The organism is Rhizobium sp. R634, from assembly GCF_002211305.1.
In the GTDB taxonomy this organism is placed as follows: Bacteria; Pseudomonadota; Alphaproteobacteria; order Rhizobiales; family Rhizobiaceae; genus Rhizobium.
Window position 1 is genome coordinate 1 of record NZ_LOKW01000018.1, and the last position, 17,175, is coordinate 17,175.

The window sequence follows — 17,175 nt, forward strand, 5'->3', positions numbered from 1 at the left end:
CCCTTGTATCTGCACGTTAGAGATTTTGTGCGATGGAAGCGATTGCGCCTCTGGCCGGGTGGCCACCCGGCCAGAGGCGTGACGAAGTCGCCCGCCCTCCCTCCGGTTACAACCGTGAATGAGCCTGGGATCTTCGTCATCGTCACGTACGACCGAATAGTCGCTTGGCTCCAATCGCACGCACAAGGCAGGTTACCGTGAACAGAGTTATATGTGGAGTGGATGTTTCGAAGGACTGGCTGGATGCGCATATCCGCCCGTCCGGGACGTTTGAACGTTTCCGCAATGACGCCACCGGCATCGGCGCGCTGGCCGATCTTTGCCGGGCCGAGAATGTCGAGCTCGTCGTCATGGAGGCGTCGGGCGGCTATGAGCGGACGGCCTTCCTGTTGTTGTGGGAGTTGGGATCGCCTGCGCGCTTGCCAATCCGCGCCATGTGCGCCGAGTGCTGGCATCCGAACGCGCATCGACCTCGCGCTTGAGCTGATCCACAATGGCCTCGGCATTGGAAAGATGCCGATCAAGCATTGCCTTGCGGCCGAACGAGGCGGCACCCGCGCTCGCCCGGACCCGCACGCCATCCTGCGCCAGACTGTCGAGGGTGACGAGGTCGGCATCGGCAAGCGCCGCCAGATGCTCGCAAAGCAGCCGGTCGAGCAGATCGGCGCAGCCAACCCGAAAATCCGAAAGCGTGTGATAGTTCACCGAGACACCGCCGCACAGCCAGCGATAGACGTCGTGGCTCCCGCACAGCCGTTCCAGCGCCCGCGCGCTGCCGACGCCGTCGCTGCTGGCATAAAACCATAGCGCCAGCAAAAGCCGTGGCGAAATCGGCGGATGGCCCGGCCTGTGCTCACGCGCCTTGATCCGATCTTCGAGCGCGCTCAGATCCAGTCCCTCGACATAGCTCCAAATAACGCGCACCGGGTGATCCTGGCCGATCAAGCTGTCGATATCCACGGCACGCAACTCGATCTGATTGCGCACCGGCTCGCGCATCCGCGCCGCCCCGCCCCCCACCTGAACACTGCGCCGCGATCCATATGCCGGCAATCCTTCGAACAGCTCGTCGCCCACCATCAGCCCCCAAGCAAATCAACCACCCAACAGAATCACAATACAATCGCCGCCGCCACCAAACATTCACAGGCTCTGAGGTGCCCCGCAGGGGCCCCGAAGGACGAGGTCGGCCACCGCGCCTTCTCCCCCAACGGGTCTAGCGAATAAGCGCCCAGCCACCCGCCCTCGTCCTTCGAGGCTCCGGCCTATGCCTGCGCGCCTCAGGATGAGGGCCGATCGGTGCGGCCCGCGTGCCGCGACCCTAAAACACGTTTGCAACGGGCTCCCCGCCATGCTACAAAATTGTGATTTAAGCAACATCGTACAACAGGCCTATCACCATGAACCTCACCACCGCCCTCGCCCGCGAAGCCGCCATTGCCGATGCGCTGCGCGCGATCGAGGAGACGATCGGCGAGGAGGCGCCGGGCGAGCAGGCCTTCCGCATCGTCGCCGCCATCAAGGCCCTGCGCTCCGACAGCGCGCCGCATGTCGCAAGCCTTGAGCGCATCGATTACCTGGGAACACTGCAGAGGAGCGCCCGCGCCGCCTGGAACGACCAATATTCCCCCGGCAGCATCGGCCCCGAATGCGATGCGGTCGCCGGCCTCGACACGCCGCTCGGCCGACTGAAGATGGTGACGTGGCGGCGCGCCTGGCGCGGCGGCAGGATCGCCTGGGCCAGCGAATATTACCTCGACGACGATCCCGTCAGCATCTCCGAAATCCGCGCTGCCGGTCTGGCGCAACGGCCGACGACGCGAAAGAGACGGAAGGGTTGAAGATCGGGGGCATGTGGCTTTCGCTTCGCGCTCAAGGCGAAGCGAAAGACAACGGAAGGTGTGCCGTGTGGCCCCCTCATCCGACCCTTCGGGCCACCTTCTCCCCGCTGGGGAGAAGAGGGGAGCAAGCCGTAGGCTTGGCATCCACCAAGATGCGTTCGAGAAGGGCGAAACGTCGCCACGAGTCCGCCTCTCCCCAGCGGGGAGAAGATGCCGGCAGGCAGATGAGCGGCCGACGACGCGGAAGAGACGGAAGGGTTGAGGATCGGGGGCATGTGCCTTTCGCTTGCGGCTCAGGGCGAAGCGAAAGGCAATGGAAGGTGTGCCGTATGACCCCCTCATCCGACCCTTCGGGCCACCTTCTCCCCGCTGGGGAGAATAGGGGAGCAAGCCGTAGGCTTGGCATCCACCAAGATGCGTTCGAGAAGGGCGAAACGTCGCCACGAGTCCGCTTCTCCCCATCGGGGAGAAGATGCCGGCAGGCAGATGAGGGGGCCACACGGCACAAGTCTCATTGCTGCTCACTTTGCAAAGAGCGCAACAAGCCCAGTCCGAAGACTGATAACGAACTCTCCTAAATCACCCCGAGACGTCGCGATTCAACATCACAACCATTGCCCCGTTAAATCGACACCATCGTCGCGTCGTCACCACGACTGACAGCACCATCAATCCAACCTAGCCGCCCTCACCGGCCACCACCTCCGCCCGCTCATACCGTTGCGATAATCACACCAGACCAACCCAGGATCACACCATGCGCGGACAGGTCTCGCTTTTCACCGACAACACCGCCTTCAAGGCCAGCGTCTCCGGCGGCCATGGCAAGGGGTATCTGTCGCTCGATATGGAGGCCGACGGGGTCATGGTCGTCATCTTTGCGCCGGCGGGGCGCAGGCGGGGGCTGGATCGCATCGCCGCTGTTATGAACGAGGAGTTCAGCCGGCCGGCAAGTGATGAGGACGGCGAGGACGAGGCGCTGGAGGCGGAGCTTGCCGCGGGCATCGAGGCGATCGGCTTCTGATCATGTTCGAAACGCGCTTCACGCTGACGCGCGGCGAAGACGAGGTCGATCTGCTGATCGAATATTCGCTGACGCCCTATCATCCCGGCAACCGCCACGCGCCGCCCGAATTCTGCGCACCCGCCTCCGGCGGCGAGGTCGAGCGGCTGACCGCCCTCCTCGGCGGCGCGACCGTCGATCTTACCGATGCCGAATACGAGCTGATCGAACGGCACATCGAGGAAAGCCACGATCATTTTCTGGCGGCCTGAAGCAACGTGGCCGGCCAAAACGGGGAAAGGCCGGCGAAACGATCGCCGGCCCGCTCGCCTTTACCTGGACGTGTTGCGCGGCCGGCGGAACGGCCCGACCAGGCGATAGCGCTCTTTATTCGGCGATATCGTCGTCAATGGCCTGATCCTCGAGCGAGTCGCGGATCTGGTCGATCTTGCCGACCTCTTCGCCGACGCCGAGAATGCTCTTTGCCTCGGCGAGAACGGCGGGGCTGACCGTGCCGGTCTTGCTGGCCGATTCCAGCGCCGCCTCGAGCGCTGCGTCGCCGAGCAGCGGGTCGTCGGCCGCCGGCTCGATACCATTGTCCAGCTCATACTGGGCATAGGCGGTCGCATAGGCGCGGATCGCCGTCATGCGCGGATCGGAGGTGTTCATCAGCGCCCGGTAGTTGCGCTTCAGCGAATTCAGGCCGGCCATCTGGGCGGCGAGGTTCTTTTCCCGCGTGCTGACGGTCTTCGTCTTGGCATCGGTCGATTTGCCGTTGCCGCGCGCCGTGTCGGATTTCTTGCTGCCGGAGGATGACTTCAGGCTGCCCGAACCCTTGCCGGAATTGCTGCTGCCGTGGCCGGAATTGCCGCTGCCATGGCCGGAATTGCCGCCGCCATTGCCACCGCCGTTGCCGCCACCATTGCCTCCTCCGTTACCGCCGCCTTCTCCGCCCTTGGCGAAAGCGACTGCGCTGCTTCCCATGGATGCCAGCGGGCTGGCCGCGACTGCGAATGAAAAGGCCACCATTGTTGCGATTGTTGCGATACGCATGACTGTCTCCTGATTGCCATCGATTCCACGATTGACCCTAAAGGAGTGTCGCCCTCGGCACATCGGTCGAAGGTCCGGGCGCCGCGCGGCCTTTGGTCCGGCCTCGCTCCCGTCGGCATCCTGTGAAAACGGAAGCGCCGCGGCGTTTTTCATTGGCCTGGATACGAACAGGAGGTCGATACCTGCTCTACATCCCGGCCCAGGAGATCGGCGAGGCCTGCCCCTCATCCGGCTGCCGCCACTACCGGGGTCGAGCCACGGGTCTCGACCCGTCCTGCGGACCCCCGCTCGCGGGGAGAAGGGAACATGCCCAGCCTCTCCATCTCCCTCCAGCTTCTCGCGGGGCACGTCCCCTCGCCCCGTTTGCGGGGAGAGGGTTAGGGTGAGGGGCAGCTTCCGAAATGAACCGAACAGTCACGATTTGGCGATCACCGTGAGCAGCATGCCGGATATCTCGCCGCCCTCAGGCAATCGAATTGACGAGACCTCCCTCGGCCCTCAGCGCCGCCCCGTTCGTCGCCGCCGAGCGCGGGCTTGCGAGATAGGTGACGAGGTCGGCGATCTCCTGCGCCTCGATCATCCGCTGCAGGATGGAGGAGGAGCGCGCGGTGGCAAAGAATTCGGCCTCGATCGTCTTGATCGGCGCGGAAGGATCAGCCGCCTGGCTGCGCAGGAACGCCTCGATGCCCTCCGAGCGGGTCGGGCCCGGCAGCACCGAATTGACGGTGACATTGGTGCCGCGCGTCAGCTGCGCCAGGCCGCGCGAGATCGAAAGCTGCGCCGTCTTCGTCGTGGCGTAGTGGATCATATCCTGCGGGATGGCGATGGCGGATTCGCTTGAAATGAAGATGATCCGGCCCCAGTTGCGCTCCAGCATGCCGGGCAGATAGGCGCGCGACAGGCGCACGCCGCTCATCACGTTGACGTCGAAGAGGCGGCTCCAGTCTTCGTCGCTGATATCGCCGAAGGCCTTGCTCTCGTAGATGCCGAGATTGTTGACGAGGATATCGACCAAAGGTGCCGCCCTGGCGATATCGGCAGCACCGTCGCTGCTGCCGGCATCGGCGACGATGCCGCGCACCTTGCCCCCGCCCGAGGCCTTGATATCGGCAATGGCGGCGTCGAGCTTGCTCTGGTCGCGGCCGGTGATGAGGACATCGGCACCTTCATGGGCGAGCGCGCGGGCGATTTCGAGGCCGATCCCGGCCGTGCCGCCGGTCACGAGTGCGGTCTTCTCAGTCAGTTTCAGGTCCATGACGGATCTCCAGATTGTCTCTGGCACCAATCTATGATCTGAACCGCAGCCAGACTATTGCCTGGAAAAGACAAGCACCTGTGAATGAGGATCATCAATGCCGCGTATTCTGATGGAGCGCTCCGGCGAGATGGAGGTCTTCACCCGCGTCGTGCAGGAGGGCGGCTTTTCCGCCGCCGCCCGCAGCCTCGATCTGACACCATCCGCCGTCAGCAAGCTGATCGCCCGGCTGGAAAAGCGGCTCGGTGTGCGGCTTCTGCTGCGCACCACCCGGGCGCTGACGCTGACCGAGGAAGGCGAAGCCTATCACCATGCCGCGCTGCGCATCCTGCAGGAGATGAACGATGCCGATCAGCAAGCGGCCGGCGGCGCCGTGCGCGGCCGGCTGCGCGTCAGCGTCACCGTGCCGCTCGGCACCATGTTCGTCGTGCCCGCCATGCCGGGTTTCGTCGCCCGCAACCCGGATCTCGTCGTCGATCTCAGCCTCAGCGACGGCATTGTCGACCTCGTCGCCGAAAAGACCGATGTGGCGATCCGCATGGGCAACCTGCCGGACAGCGGCCTGATCGCCCGCAAGCTCGGCCAGTCCAGACGCGTCGTCTGCGCTTCGCCCGCCTATCTCGCCCGCAAGGGGCGGCCCGAAACGCCTGCCGATCTCGAACGCCACGACTGCCTGACCTTCAGCTTCCGTCGCGCCCGGCCTTCCTGGCCCTTCCGCTGCGAGGGCCGCGATGTCGAACAGCCCGTGACCGGAAGCCTTGTCGTCAACAATGGCGAGACGATGAAGCAGACGGCGCTCGCCGGCGCCGGCATCGCCCGCCTCGGCCTCTTCCACGTCGCCGCCGAAATCGCCGAGGGCAAGCTCGTCGCCCTGCTGGAGGATTGCAATCCCGGCGACCTGGAAATGGTCCACGCCATCCACGTGCCCGGCGGCCCCGTTCCCCACCGCGTCCGCGCCTTCATCGACCATATGGCCGAAACGCTGAAGGCCTCGCCGCTGTTGCATGCGCAAGGCTGACGGCGCGGAAGGCGGCAGCGACCGTTGCCGGCGCGGCCCGGCGCCCTATCCTCCTGTTGCCGGCCAGCCGGCCCATGCGATCGAGGGGTCTTCGATGTTCGAAAAACTGCGGCACGGATTTCAGCTGCCGGGCGCCGACCCCGCCGAGATCGCGGCGCGCGAGGCCTCGCTCGGCATCGCGCTGCCCGAGGACTACAAGGCATTCCTGCGCACCTCGAACGGCTTCAACGACGATCTCGGCCAGGGGTACCTGATCCTCTGGAGCGTCGAAGACCTCGCCATGGCCGACGGCTACGAAATCTTCGCCCTCCAGCCCGACCGCTTCCTCATCGGCTCCAACGGCGGCCCCACCGCCTACGGCATCATCGCCGGCAACTACATCGCCATCCCCTTCGTCTTTTCAGGCCCATGGCAGGATGAGGTGCGGGTGCTGGGCGGGAATTTCGATGCGTTCATCGCGGCGATCGAGGCGGGGGACGGGTGGTAGGGATTGTGCTGAAGAGCAATGAAGGGCGTGCCGTGTGGCCCCCTCATCTGCCTGCCGGCATCTTCTCCCCGCTGGGGAGAAGCGGAATCGTGGCGACGTCTCGCCCTTCTCGAAGGCATCCTATTGGACGCGAAGCCTACGGCTTGCCTCCTCTTCTCCCCAGCGGGGAGAAGGTGGCCCGAAGGGTCGGATGAGGGGGCCACACGGCACACCATGCATTGCCATTTACCCCCCGCAACACCCGCCTCGTCCTTCGAGGCTTCGCCCTGCTTCTACCGCACCTGCCCCACCATCCGGCCGCCCACCACAAACCCGCGGCCCACAGCTGCGGCGGCGTGGAGGCAGATCAGCCCGGCCGCCGCCAGCGCATTGATTGCCAGCACCTCCGCGACGACGGAGAGCGAAAAGGCGCCCTCGCCTGATGGCAGCACCGCCGTTGCGGCATAGAGCACGCCTTCATAGGCGACGAAACCGGCCAGAAACGCGCCGGCCATGGTCAGGGTGAGATCGGCCGTCAGGCGTAGCGCCGCAAGGGCTGCGGCAAGCGCGGCGAAGGCCGCGATGCCGATGGCAAGACCCCAGGCATAGCTGTCCCACGTCTGGGGATAGCCGAGCACGAGATAGCCGACCGACTGGTTGGCGAGCCAGGCGAGCAGAACCGCTGTCACCGCCATCCGCCGGGGAAGCACCACCGCGGAGACCGCCGCCAGCGCCACGAAAGGCGTCACACAGGCAAAAAGCAGGCTGAGCCCGACGCTCGCGCCCGCAATGACGGCCACCCAGAGGGCGGCAAAACCGGCGGCAATTGGGCGCAGGGGAAGCTGATCTCGTGCGAGCATCTCGAATACTCCGTTCGGCACGGCGCGCGCAGGCGCCGATGGAAATGATAGCAAAACCACGCGCAAAGGCCAGTGATCTGCGTCATCCTCAACCTCACCGCATCCTCAGGCGTGCAGGCCAAAGGCCGGAGCCTCGAAGGATCCTCATCGACATCGCTCCTGCCGCCCCGCCACAACACCCGCCTCGTCCTTCGAGGCTTCGCCCTGCGGGCTACGCGCCTCAGGATGAGGCTCTCTCGGCCCGTCTACCTGGCGGTTGATCCCCGCACCGGCCGCAGAGCATAAGCGCAGCAGTTTTTACAGAAAATCAAACAAAAACAAATGGATAAAGCAGCACCGCAAGGCCGGTGGCTTGAAAGCCGCGCTCGCCGCCGCCATGCGACAACTAAAAATTATCGTTAAATCCGAATTAATCAGTGAATGCGAATATTCGCCCAATGTGGAGAGATTACCTCTTCTTAACCTGGGGGCTTGGCGTGGATATTCTTGGTCGTGGTGCGAATGCTGTTGCGGTTCTGGAGTCGCTCGCGAAATCCCAGGCGATGATCGAATTCGACCTGACGGGCAGGATTCTGACGGCCAACGAGAATTTCTGCCGCGCGATGGGTTACAGCCTCTCCGAAATCGTCGGCCAGCATCACAGCATGTTCGTCGAGAAGGACTATGCCGCCTCGGCCGAATACAGGGCCTTCTGGGCGAAGCTCGCCGCCGGCAATTTCGATCAGCAGCAGTACAAGCGGATCGGCAAAGGCGGGCGCGAAGTCTGGATCGAGGCCTCCTACAATCCGGTCATGCGCCGCGGCAAGCCGGTCAAGGTGATCAAGATCGCCACCGACATCACCCGCCAGAAGCTGGTCGCCGCCGAAGATGCCGGCAAGCTGGAGGCGCTCTCGCGCGCCCAGGCGATCATCGAGTTCACCCCCGAGGGCGAGATCCTGGCCGCCAACGAGAATTTCCTGGCCGCCCTCGGCTATTCGCCGGCGGAAATCAAGGGCAGGCACCATTCGATGTTCTGCGAGCCGGCCTATGCCGCATCGGCGGACTATAAGAGCTTCTGGCCGAAGCTTGCCGCCGGCCAGCTCTTCGCCGACGAATTCATGCGCATCGGCAAGGGCGGCCGCAAGGTCTTCATCCAGGCCTCGTACAATCCGATCTTCGACATGAACGGCAAGGTCTTCAAGGTCGTGAAATTCGCGACCGACGTGACGCCGCGCGTCGAAAACGTCGAGGCGCTGGCGACCTGCCTGACGAATCTTTCGAACGGCGACCTCTCGCAGAAGATCGCCTCTCCCTTCATTCCGTCGCTGGAGCGGCTGCGCACCGATTTCAACAGCGCCTCCGACAAGCTGAAGCACGCCATGGCGACCGTCGCCGACAATGCCAAGGCGATCTCCGCGAGCTCGGAGGAGATCGGCAGCGCCGCCGACGATCTGGCCAAGCGCACCGAGCAGCAGGCGGCCTCCGTCGAAGAGACGGCCGCGACCCTGGAAGAGATCACCACTACGGTCAAGGACGCCAGCAAGCGCGCCGGCGAGGCCGGTGAGCTGGTGACCCACACCAAGGCCCATGCCGAGCATTCCGCCAAGGTGGTGAAGGACGCGATCGCGGCGATGGACCAGATCGAAAATTCCTCGCGCGAGATCTCCAATATCATCGGCGTCATCGACGAGATCGCCTTCCAGACCAACCTGCTGGCGCTGAACGCCGGCATCGAGGCGGCGCGTGCCGGCGAGGCCGGCAAGGGTTTTGCCGTCGTTGCCATGGAAGTGCGCGAACTCGCCCAGCGCTCCGCCGACGCCGCCAAGGAAATCAAGGCGCTGATCACCGCATCGAGCGGCCATGTCGCCACCGGCGTCACCCTCGTCAGCAAGACCGGCAGCGCGCTCGAGGAGATCGCCGAACAGTTCCACCACATCAACAACAACGTGGTCGCGATCGTCAAAGCCTCGCGCGAGCAGTCCACAGCGCTCGCCGAAGTCAACAATGCCGTCAACTCCGTCGATCAGAGCACCCAGCAAAATGCCGCCATGGTCGAGGAACAGACGGCGGCAAGCCACAGCCTCGCCCACGAGGCGGCCGCCCTCTTCGAACTGCTGAGCCAGTTCCGCTTCGACGACGCGCCGAGAGCGGCGAATGTCGCAACGCTCGCCCCGGCCCGTCAACCGGCGCCGAAGCCCGCCCAGCTCCACCGCCCCCGCCCGGCAAAATCCCACGGCTCGGCCGCCGTCGCGGAAGCGGGCTGGGAGGATTTCTGATCGCGGCTGGAGCATGATGCCGAAAAGTGTAGGCGGTTTTCGGGCGACATCATGCTCTAACTCTTTAATTTAGAACAGGATTCAGATTTTAGGCCGAACGGGCCTAAAATCATCCTGTTCTAGCCGCGGTCAATCCATCCGGTACTGGATGTGATGCCGGCCGTGCACGGCCGATTTCTGCACATGGGCGCGCACGCCGAACACCCGTGCGATCAGATCCTCCGTCAGCACCGCTTCCGGCGCGCCGGCCGCCACCACCGCGCCCTTCTCCAGTACCGCCAGGCTGTCGCAGAACATCGCCGCCAGATTGAGATCGTGCAGCGCCACGATCGCGGTGATTCCGAGCCTGGAGATCAGCGCGAGAATGTCGAGCTGGTGCTGGATATCAAGATGGTTGGTCGGCTCGTCGAGCAGCAATTCACTCGGCGCCTGCGCCAGCGACCGGGCGATATGCACGCGCTGGCGCTCGCCGCCCGACAGCGTCTGCCAGAGCTGGCCCGCCCTCGCCTGCATGCCGACGCTGACAAGCGCCTCCTCGACGGCGGCATCGTCCTCGGCACCCCAGGGCGCAAGCAGCCCGCGATGCGGCGTGCGGCCGAGCCGCACCACGTCGCGCACGGTCAGCTGCGTCTCGGTCGTCGACTGCTGCTCGACGAAGGCGATGCGCCGCGCAAGGGCAGCGCGCGACAGCGAGGCGATATCCTCCTCACCAAGCCGGATGACGCCGCTGCGGACCTTGCGCAGCCGGCAGATCAGCCTGAGCAGGCTCGATTTGCCGGAGCCGTTCGGCCCGAGCAGGCCGAGCACCTTGCCCTTTTCGACCGTCAGGCTGACGCCGTTGACGATGACCGCGTCGCCGGCGGCAAAACTCACCGCGTCGATCGTGATGCTCATGCGCTCCTCCGCACGCGATAGAGGATGACGGCGAAGGCCGGCGCCCCGAAGAGCGCGGTGACGACGCCGATCGGCAGCACCTGCTGCGGGATGATGATGCGCGAGACGATGTCGGCGCCGACCATGTAGATCGCGCCGCCGAGCGCCGTTGCCGGCAGCAGCCGCCGATGCCCCGGCCCGACGAGGAAGCGGGCGGCATGCGGGATGACGAGACCGACGAAGCCAATCGAGCCCACCATGCTGACGACGCTCGCCGTCATCGCCGCCGTCAGGCCAAAGAGCAGGATCTGGACGCGGCGCACCGCAATGCCGAGCGAGGCGGCCGCATCCGTGCCGAAGGCGAAGGCGTCGAGCGCCCGGACATGCGCCATGCAGATGAGGAACCCGGCAAGCGCGATCGGCACCGAGAGATAGACATCCGGCCAGCGCACGCCGCTGAGCGAGCCCAGCAGCCAGAACAGCACGCCGCGCGCCTGCTCGGCATTGGCCGAGGTCGTGACGATATAGGAGGTGAGCGCATTGAAGAGCTGCGAGCCGGCCACTCCGCACAGGATGATGCGCTCGCCGGTGCCGCCCGACCCGGTGGCGAGAAAGCCGACCAGCAGGAAAGCGACGACGGCGCCGAGAAAGGCGCCGCTCGAAAGCCCGAGAACGCCATAGCCGAAACCGAGGATCATCACCGAGACCGCGCCCGTCGAAGCCCCGGCGGAAATACCGAGCACATAGGGTTCGGCCAGCGGATTGCGCAGCAGCGCCTGCAGGATGGCGCCCGACAGCGACAGCGAGGCGCCGGCGCTCGCCGCAACCAGCGCCCGGCTGAGGCGGTAATCCCAGACGATGCCCTGGTGGATGCGGCTGAGCTCGAACGCCGTGCCGAACAGCCGGTTCGACACCGCCTTCGCCGTGGTCGTGAGCGGTATCGCGATCTCGCCGATCGAAACGGCAAGGCTGATCATCAGCCCGAGAACAAGGACGGCGGCAAGGGTGAGCGCGGCAAGCGCCCACCATCCCGGCTGCCTGGCCGAAGCTGCCGTCACTGGGTCAGGCCGAAGGACTTGATGCCCTTCGCCAATGTCTCGATGCCGTCGATCGTGCGGATCGTCGGGTTCATCGATTGCGCATCCATCATCACGAAGCGCCGGTTCTTGACCGCATCCAACTCCCTGGTGACGGGATCCTTATTAAGGAAATCGATCTTCACCGCGGGATCGTCGGCGGCATAACGGCGCCGGTCCATGGTAGCGAGCACGATGACGGCGGGGTTCGCCTCGGAAATGGTTTCCCAGCCGACCAGCGGCCATTCCTCTTCGGTGGTCACGACGTTCCTCGCGCCGATCGCCTTCAGGATATAGGCCGGCGCGCCGTTCTTGCCGGCGATGAAGGCGTCGCCATTGACCTCCTTGCTGGAGAACCAGAAGACGACGGGCAGGTTCTTGCCCGCCGCGCCCGATATCGAAGCCACGGCATCGGCCTCGCGCTTCTTCAATTCAGTGATCAGCGCATCGCCGCGCTCCTTCACGTCGAAGATCTCGGAGAGCTCGGCGATTTCCCGATAGATCAGCTCCATCGTGAACAGCTCCTTGCGCACCCCGTCGCCGCCATCGGCATTGACCTTGGCGACGCAATCGGCCGGCGAGAGATAGGTGTTGATGCCGAGATCCTCGAACTGCTCGCGCTTGCCGACGGAACCCTGCGCGCCGACATGCCATTCGAACTCGGCCGCCACCAGATCCGGCTCCTGGCCGACGACGGATTCGAAGCTCGGATCGTTGTCTGCAAGCCGCTTGATCCCCTTGTTGGCCTCGGCATATTGCGGCAGCACCGGGCCGACCCAGACCGCCGTGCCGGCGATCTTTTCGGCAAGGCCGAGCGAGAAGAGAATTTCGGTCATGCCCTGGCCGATCGAAACGATCTTCGACGGCGCTTTGCGGAAGGTCACCTCCTTACCGCAATTGCTAATGGTGAGCGGATATTGGGTGGCGGCAAGGCCCGGTGCCGCAAGGCCGATCAGCCCGAAGGCGAATGTCATGGTGGCGAGAAACTGGCGCATGAAAACCTCGATTGATAGGAAAAAGCAAAGGCTCTGCCGCGCGGCCAAAGGGGCACGCGGGCGCGCAAAGCCTAGCCGCAGGCGGCCCAATCGAGACGGATGCATGCCGCAGTTCGGCGAAGGGTCAGAAGGTCAATCATGTCTGCTCCTTGTCCGGGCATCCCCGCCCGGTTGATTGGATCGTGATTGACGGCAGGTCTCCTGGCTCACGAATATCCGCCGCTCATCCGCCTTCCCGCGATAGCTCGCAGTGGCCGGGCCTCAAGGCCCCAGGAAGCGCCGGCGCGCCGGCACTCCCGATATGAACGACAATCCGCTTACAGTTGCGGGGGCAGCCACGGTCTCGGTCCCTCTTGGGGTCGTCCTCACCGTGTTCCCTATTAATCCCCTCGGAGTCATCCTCAGGAAACCGTCACCCCCAGTTACGTCGCCACCGCCGCCGGCGTCAATGATTATTGCGGGCGGCGTCGGGTTGCGGCCAAGCCCGGCACGGCTGCGCCACGGCAATTATCCTTTGAAATGGTCCAATTACTGGTCTAAATTAGCCGAAAGAAGCAGGCTGCGCCTGGAGTACAGGAGAATGACATGCGGGTTTCCGTCACCGATGCCAAGGGGCAATTGACCGATCTTGTGCGGCGCGCCGAAGCGGGCGACGAGGTCATCCTCACCCGCCACGGCCATGCCGCCGTCAGGTTGGTTCCGGTCAGACCGGCGCCCGATCGCAAGTCGCGCCGGGCGCTGCTGGAGGCGGCGCGGGCTTCGGCCGCCGCCAAGGCCGCCGACGGCCCGCCGGCCGCGCGCAGCCAGGATTTCCTCTATGGCGATGACGGCCTGCCGGAATGATCGCCGTCGATACGTCAGCCTTGATGGCAATCCTGCTCGGCGAGCCGCAAGCCGACGCCCTCATCGCCGTCCTCGAAGCCGAAGACGAACTGCTGATCTCCGCCGGCACCGTCGCCGAAGCCCTGATCGCCGCCGCCCGGCGCAATGTCGGCGAGGAGATGGACCAATTGCTCGAAGGCCTCGGCTTCGAAATCATCTCCGTCACCCCCGCCTCCGCCCGCCGCATCGCCGAGGCCTACCGCACCTGGGGCAAAGGCACCCACCCCGCCGGCCTGAACTTCGGCGACTGCTTCTCCTACGAGGTGGCGAAGGAATATGGTTGCCGGCTGCTCTTCGTGGGGGATGATTTTGGCAGGACGGATGTGGAGGGGGTGGTGTGAAGGGGAAAGCGATGTATACCGCGTGAATACCTGCTATCCCATGATCGTCCCGACACCTCACTCTATTCTCGGACAGCGGTAAATCATGCAGCGTTTCACAGACCTCTCCGAAATCGAATGGATCAAAAATGGCATTGCGAAGGCAACGCCGGAGACGCTCGGCACGGTATCGCGCCTCATCCCGCCGATCTTCCCCGCCTACGTGAAAGTGTTTCATCCGATTTACGAAGATCTGACGGTCGAGGACGCACAACTCTCCTGGCAAGACCACGCAAAGCTTGCTGACGAATTCGCTTCAGCAAAGCCGGGAGATACCTTGGCGACGATCCTGAACAATTGCACGATGGTTTATGGCGGACCAGGGCCAGATGCTCAGCTCGTCCCACTTCGCTGGCGCGCGCTTTGCGACGCCCTTGGCATGCCCTATGCACCGACCCTATCGGTATGGTCGTTCACCCGGCGCTTCGCTGGCGGCAGCTGGCCAAAACGATTGATCGGGCCGGACGAGGGAAATCTTGCGCCACTTGAGCGCGACGCACTCATCTCTATTCTCCGTCGTCATACGCCCCCAGCTCATTGCTTTTTTCATCTCTGGTTGCTGGCAACCGAGATTATGGAGGATCTGGTATTTCGAGCGACACTCGCCGAGGCAGCCGCTTTCCCCGATGAAGTTCCCGACGCCCGCCTGACGCCAACACATTGGTTCCCTGAAGATCGCAGTTGGCTTGTTTGCAGCGACTACGATCTGACCTTCACGCTCGTCGGAGGATCAGAATTGTTGGCACAGGACCTGTTGGACAGCCAGGCGCTCGAATGTGTACGAGTTTATCCTAATACGAGAATTGATTCCCGCGCCGACATCCCCGATCCTCTATAGGTTCGCTCGCGAGACTCCGCATTCACACTACCGTTCCTTGCAAAAATATGCCTATAACAAGCAGCAGAACACCGGCCTTTGCGGGAAATCTTCATGCAATCAAGATACAGGATCGGCGGCGTCTTTTGCCTGCTCCTGGCCGGCGCGATCGCCTAGCAGGCGATCTGGTTGCCGCTGCATGATGCGAGTCTCGGCGCCGAGATGATCGCCTGGATGCCGCGCGCCACCGTCGTCGTCGGGCTGTGCCTGGTGTTCGGCGTCTATTTCCTGGCGACGGGCAATCGCTATCCCTATCGCGACGTGGAGCGGCAGACGCTGACGCCGGTCGGCTGGACGCTGTGCGCGGTGATCGGCATCGTCGCTCTGGCCGGCTTCTTCGGCATGGACATGATGCTGCGGTCTATGGGGTATCGGTGATGGACGCTGCCGCCATCTCGGAGCACCCGCCCCGTCCTTCGAGGCCCCTGCGGGGCACCTCAGGATGAGGCTCTCTTGAGCCTCGCGGCATTCCGCCAACTGTTATGGGGCGCGGCATTCTCCCACCTCCCTCATGCTGAGGTGCGCAGCCCGTAGGGCGGAGCCTCGAAGCACGCGCCGCAACGCTGCTCCCTGCGTTCCTACAACCCATCCAACGGTATCTTCAAATACCGCCGCCCGTTCTCCTCCGGCTCCGGCAATCTCCCGCCGCGGATGTTGACCTGCAGGGCGTGCAGCATCAGCTTCGGTTTTGGAAGCGTGCGATCGCGCGCCTGCCGGAGCGCCACATAACCGGCCTCGTCCTTGCCTGCTATATGCGGGTTGTCGCGTTTCTGGGCGGCGACCGTGCTTTCCCAGCGGGGGTGGCGGCCGTTCGGCTGGTAGTCGTGACCGGAAAACAGGCGGGTTTCCTCGGGCAGCGACAGGATCGCCTGGATCGAGCGCCAGAGGGCGGCCGCGCTGCCGCCGGGGAAATCCGTGCGCGCCGTGCCGGAATCCGGCGTGAACACCGTGTCGTGCACGAAGGCGGCGTCGCCCACGACATAGGTGATCGAAGCCAGCGTATGGCCCGGCGAAAACATCACCCGCGCCTCCATCGCGCCGATCTTGAAGGTCTCGCCGTCGGCAAACAACCGGTCCCATTGCGAGCCGTCGGTTTCAAGCGCCGGAAAATGATAGATGTCCTTCCACAGCGCCTGCACCTCGGTGACATGCTCGCCGATCGCCGTCGGCGCACCGGTCCGGCCTTTCAGATAATGGGCGGCGGAGAAATGATCGGCATGCGGATGGGTATCGAGGATCCATTCGAGCGCGAGGTGCTCGGCCGCGATATGGGCGAGGATTGCATCGGCGCTCGCCGTGCCCGTCGCGCCCGAGGTCTCGTCGAAATCGCGCACCGGGTCGATGATGGCGCAGCGCCGCGTCGCCGGATCGGTCACGACATATTGCACGCTCGAGGTGGCGGGATGGAAGAAGGCCGTCACATCAGGCGCCTGCCCTGCCCGCTTTTCGAGAAAGCGCCGGGCGCCGGCAAGATCGAAGCCGTGGCTCTGGCCGAAGGCTTCGACATCGCCTGATTTCATCCGCCCGTCGAGCACCTCGCCCAGCGCAAAAAGCGTCAGCGCCCGTGTGCCGCTTTTGCAATGGGCAAGCACCGGCCCCTTGGCCTCGGCCATCGCCGCCTGAAAGGCGCGGATATCGGCCTCGGTAATGTCGGCGCCCTTCACCGGCACAAAACTGTAGGAAAGACCGGCGGCGGCAGCGGCCGCTTTTTCCGCCGCATTCCCGGGCTGCCCGGGCTCCTCGCCATCCGGCCGGGCATTGATGACACCGGCAAAACCGCGCGCCGCAAAATCGGCAAAGTCCGCGGCATCGGGCTGCCCCGCCACCGATATCAGCTCATTGACCCGCACGGACGTCATCGAAGCCCCCTATGCGGACAATCTCATATGGATGGGGCTCGCGGTCAAGGAAATCCACCCGAGGTCAATGGTAGGAGGCGGCGCGCAGCGTTGCGGCCGATCCTTCGAGGCTCCAGCCTTCGGCTTGCGCACCTCAGGATAAGGTCGGTTGGCGGATGCCGCGGCAACGCTCACGAGAGCCTCATCCTGAGGTGCCCCGCCAGGGGCCTCGAAGGATGAGGCACACCCCCTCCTCCGTCATTCCTGTGCTTGTCACAGGAATCCAGTGCGCCCAAGTCCTTGGGCGCAGAAGACTTTTCCTTCTGGCGTGAGTTATTCACCGCGCCGACGCGCGGTGGCTGGATTCCTGTGACGAGCACAGGAATTGTCTCTCAAATCTATGCTTTACTGCAGGAGAAGCTGGGATCGAACCCCGGGATGGCCATCCCGGGGTTCGCGCGACAAAGCGCCCGTACAGGAATAGGTGTCAACGACCGACGTCA

General features: G+C 64.3%; 17 protein-coding genes, 2 pseudogenes and 1 riboswitch. Of the genes and pseudogenes, 11 read left to right on the forward strand and 8 right to left on the reverse strand.

Going from position 1 to position 17,175, the window contains the following annotated elements; translation table 11 throughout:
- Positions 1-197 precede the first annotated feature (197 nt).
- Positions 198-442: pseudogene (locus tag ATY77_RS33210) on the forward strand (IS110 family transposase); the annotation flags it as partial.
- On the opposite strand, the pseudogene ATY77_RS17800 reads toward ATY77_RS33210, so the two are convergent.
- A pseudogene (locus ATY77_RS17800) lies at positions 439-1,083 on the reverse strand (transposase); the annotation flags it as partial. The pseudogenes ATY77_RS33210 and ATY77_RS17800 sit on opposite strands and share 4 nt — an antisense overlap.
- A gap of 317 nt (positions 1,084-1,400) precedes the next feature.
- On the opposite strand from ATY77_RS17800, the gene ATY77_RS17805 reads away from it, so the two are divergent.
- The 3 genes from ATY77_RS17805 (at position 1,401) to ATY77_RS17815 (ending at position 3,116) form a co-directional block, all read left to right on the forward strand.
- Positions 1,401-1,841, forward strand: coding sequence for a hypothetical protein (locus tag ATY77_RS17805; protein WP_088688394.1), 441 nt, complete (start codon positions 1,401-1,403; stop codon positions 1,839-1,841).
- 757 nt (positions 1,842-2,598) lie between these two features.
- Entirely contained in the window at positions 2,599-2,865 is a 267-nt protein-coding gene (locus tag ATY77_RS17810) for a hypothetical protein (protein WP_088688395.1), read from the forward strand.
- A 2-nt stretch (positions 2,866-2,867) separates the two neighbouring features.
- Complete coding sequence (locus ATY77_RS17815; RefSeq protein WP_088673480.1) at positions 2,868-3,116, forward strand: hypothetical protein; 249 nt, start codon at positions 2,868-2,870, stop codon at positions 3,114-3,116.
- Positions 3,117-3,231: 115 nt separating this feature from the next.
- On the opposite strand, the gene ATY77_RS17820 is transcribed toward ATY77_RS17815, so the two are convergent.
- Both ATY77_RS17820 and ATY77_RS17825 read right to left on the reverse strand, forming a co-directional pair.
- Positions 3,232-3,897, reverse strand: coding sequence for a hypothetical protein (locus ATY77_RS17820; RefSeq protein ID WP_088688396.1), 666 nt, complete (start codon positions 3,895-3,897; stop codon positions 3,232-3,234).
- 463 nt (positions 3,898-4,360) lie between these two features.
- On the reverse strand, positions 4,361-5,152 hold the full coding sequence (locus ATY77_RS17825; RefSeq protein ID WP_088688397.1) for an SDR family oxidoreductase: 792 nt from the start codon (positions 5,150-5,152) through the stop codon (positions 4,361-4,363).
- A 97-nt stretch (positions 5,153-5,249) separates the two neighbouring features.
- Here ATY77_RS17825 and ATY77_RS17830 point away from each other — a divergent pair, with 97 nt between their 5' ends.
- Both ATY77_RS17830 and ATY77_RS17835 read left to right on the forward strand, forming a co-directional pair.
- Complete coding sequence (locus tag ATY77_RS17830; RefSeq protein WP_088688398.1) at positions 5,250-6,170, forward strand: LysR family transcriptional regulator; 921 nt, start codon at positions 5,250-5,252, stop codon at positions 6,168-6,170.
- A complete protein-coding gene (locus ATY77_RS17835; protein WP_245314356.1) occupies positions 6,157-6,657 on the forward strand; it encodes an SMI1/KNR4 family protein in 501 nt (166 codons plus the stop codon). Before ATY77_RS17830 ends, ATY77_RS17835 begins: the two co-directional genes overlap by 14 nt.
- Before the next feature lie 272 nt (positions 6,658-6,929).
- Here the strand turns inward: ATY77_RS17835 and ATY77_RS17840 are convergent, their stop codons facing one another.
- On the reverse strand, positions 6,930-7,496 hold the full coding sequence (locus tag ATY77_RS17840) for a hypothetical protein (protein WP_088688399.1): 567 nt from the start codon (positions 7,494-7,496) through the stop codon (positions 6,930-6,932).
- Between the two features lie 476 nt (positions 7,497-7,972).
- Here ATY77_RS17840 and ATY77_RS17845 point away from each other — a divergent pair, with 476 nt between their 5' ends.
- Positions 7,973-9,751 (forward strand): PAS domain-containing methyl-accepting chemotaxis protein, encoded by a 1,779-nt coding sequence (locus tag ATY77_RS17845; protein WP_088688400.1) that lies wholly within the window; start codon positions 7,973-7,975, stop codon positions 9,749-9,751.
- Positions 9,752-9,880: 129 nt separating this feature from the next.
- On the opposite strand, the gene ATY77_RS17850 is transcribed toward ATY77_RS17845, so the two are convergent.
- The 3 genes from ATY77_RS17850 to ATY77_RS17860 are packed head-to-tail and all read right to left on the reverse strand — an operon-like array spanning position 9,881 to position 12,695.
- A complete protein-coding gene (locus ATY77_RS17850; RefSeq protein ID WP_088688401.1) occupies positions 9,881-10,645 on the reverse strand; it encodes an ABC transporter ATP-binding protein in 765 nt (254 codons plus the stop codon).
- The gene (locus tag ATY77_RS17855; RefSeq protein WP_088688402.1) at positions 10,642-11,682 is read right to left on the reverse strand and encodes an iron ABC transporter permease; all 1,041 of its coding nucleotides are present in this window, start codon (positions 11,680-11,682) and stop codon (positions 10,642-10,644) included. The genes ATY77_RS17850 and ATY77_RS17855 overlap by 4 nt, the downstream gene beginning before the upstream one ends.
- Positions 11,679-12,695 (reverse strand): ABC transporter substrate-binding protein, encoded by a 1,017-nt coding sequence (locus ATY77_RS17860; RefSeq protein WP_088688403.1) that lies wholly within the window; start codon positions 12,693-12,695, stop codon positions 11,679-11,681. Before ATY77_RS17860 ends, ATY77_RS17855 begins: the two co-directional genes overlap by 4 nt.
- Positions 12,696-12,868: 173 nt before the next feature.
- Positions 12,869-13,124, reverse strand: a riboswitch (cobalamin riboswitch).
- Between the two features lie 156 nt (positions 13,125-13,280).
- Between ATY77_RS17860 and ATY77_RS17865 the strand changes: the two genes are divergently transcribed.
- The 4 genes from ATY77_RS17865 (at position 13,281) to ATY77_RS17880 (ending at position 15,212) form a co-directional block, all read left to right on the forward strand.
- Positions 13,281-13,538 (forward strand): type II toxin-antitoxin system prevent-host-death family antitoxin, encoded by a 258-nt coding sequence (locus ATY77_RS17865; protein WP_088688404.1) that lies wholly within the window; start codon positions 13,281-13,283, stop codon positions 13,536-13,538.
- Positions 13,535-13,918 (forward strand): type II toxin-antitoxin system VapC family toxin, encoded by a 384-nt coding sequence (locus ATY77_RS17870; protein WP_088688405.1) that lies wholly within the window; start codon positions 13,535-13,537, stop codon positions 13,916-13,918. Before ATY77_RS17865 ends, ATY77_RS17870 begins: the two co-directional genes overlap by 4 nt.
- Before the next feature lie 85 nt (positions 13,919-14,003).
- Positions 14,004-14,795: a hypothetical protein gene (locus ATY77_RS17875; RefSeq protein WP_088688406.1), complete on the forward strand. Its 792-nt coding sequence runs from the start codon at positions 14,004-14,006 to the stop codon at positions 14,793-14,795.
- A gap of 168 nt (positions 14,796-14,963) precedes the next feature.
- Positions 14,964-15,212, forward strand: a complete 249-nt coding sequence (locus tag ATY77_RS17880) for a hypothetical protein (protein WP_245314357.1) — start codon at positions 14,964-14,966, stop codon at positions 15,210-15,212.
- Positions 15,213-15,412: 200 nt separating this feature from the next.
- On the opposite strand, the gene blh is transcribed toward ATY77_RS17880, so the two are convergent.
- Positions 15,413-16,693 carry a bifunctional sulfur transferase/dioxygenase Blh gene (blh, locus tag ATY77_RS17885; RefSeq protein ID WP_088688407.1) on the reverse strand — a complete coding sequence of 427 codons (1,281 nt, stop codon included), beginning with the start codon at positions 16,691-16,693 and terminating at the stop codon, positions 15,413-15,415.
- Positions 16,694-17,175: the final 482 nt, after the last annotated feature.